1 protein-coding gene and 1 pseudogene are annotated in these 1,242 nt (G+C 48.5%); one reads left to right on the forward strand and one right to left on the reverse strand.

Annotated features, from left to right (window positions below):
- Positions 1-99: 99 nt before the first annotated feature.
- A complete protein-coding gene (locus QJ48_RS34895) occupies positions 100-687 on the reverse strand; it encodes a TVP38/TMEM64 family protein (protein WP_054977819.1) in 588 nt (195 codons plus the stop codon).
- A 188-nt stretch (positions 688-875) separates the two neighbouring features.
- Here QJ48_RS34895 and QJ48_RS39110 point away from each other — a divergent pair.
- Positions 876-1,242, forward strand: a pseudogene (locus QJ48_RS39110) (hypothetical protein); the annotation flags it as partial.

Raw genomic sequence — 1,242 nt, forward strand, 5'->3', positions numbered from 1 at the left:
CGCCGGGCTGCACATTTAAAGAATAACCTACAAGATTACGAGCCAGTTGTTCTAAACGGGGATCACGCATCGAATCTTCTCCTTTTTCCATTACCAATATTAAAATTTGCTGCCGCTTTTGGTCCATTTGTTTTTGTAATAATTCCCGATGAACACCAGGAAGAAAAACAAGGCTAATGCGGCAAAAAGTCTTCCTTTATATCGGCCGAGATGGAGCAGGTCGTGCCCGATTACCGATTCAAGGAAGATCATCGGCGCTTTGCCGATCAGCGTGCCGATTACAAAATCCCTTGGTTTGACCTTCATGACCGCAGCGCCCAGGTTGATGCCGAAGGAAGGAATCACCGGAATAATCCGGCTGGCTGCGATATACCAAAGTCCGTGCCGCTCCAGTCTCGCGCTCCATTGCTCGATGAAATCGTACTTCGCGAGCTTGCCCTGCACCCATGCCCTACCGTAATTTCTCGCCGTATAATAAGCAATAAACGCTCCAAGGCAAGCAAACACATAGTTGACCAGAAACCCTCGCCACAACCCGAAAATCAAGACGTTAGCCCCGGCTACCAAGACAAAAGGCACAAAAGGGAAAAGCGTCTGCAGCAAAACGAGCAGCGCCCCTGCGACATGACCTATCCATCCGAGAGATTGGAGCGCTTCCGACAACTGGTGGACATTCCAATTGGCCAATGGTCAAGCCTCCCTTCGCATATCATATTGTACCAGAAATTGCTTCCGATCACGAACCTAGCTTTCAACAAAAAGCATCCTTTCGTATGCCGGTTCCCGCATTCCTATGCTTGACACAAACATATCCATCTTATAAAATAAGAAGTCGAGAATAAGCATCGGAATTACTGCTCTGGCAGCCCGTGCTTATGGTGGAAGCTTGCGTCACCCTCTGTAAGATTTTGCTGCCGACAGGACCGCGGCTGGTTCTTCTTGTCGGGTGCGGATCGTTAAGAAACGCTTCAGGCAAAATCGGGCACACGCTTCACCCGTTTATTAACTTAACCAAATTATTGATAAAAGGAGCTTCCCAACTTATGGCACGCTACACTGGTCCTAAATTTAAATTAAGCCGCCGTCTCGGCATTTCCTTGAGCGGTACTGGTAAAGAATTGAAACGTCCTTTCCCTCCGGGGCAGCATGGTCCGGGACAACGCAAGAAACTGTCCGGCTACGGCGTTCAATTGCAAGAAAAACAAAAACTTCGCCACATGTACGGCTTGAACGAGAAGCAAT

Origin of the sequence: Paenibacillus sp. A3, from assembly GCF_001399685.1 — a bacterium.
GTDB lineage: Bacteria > Bacillota > Bacilli > Paenibacillales > NBRC-103111 > Paenibacillus_G.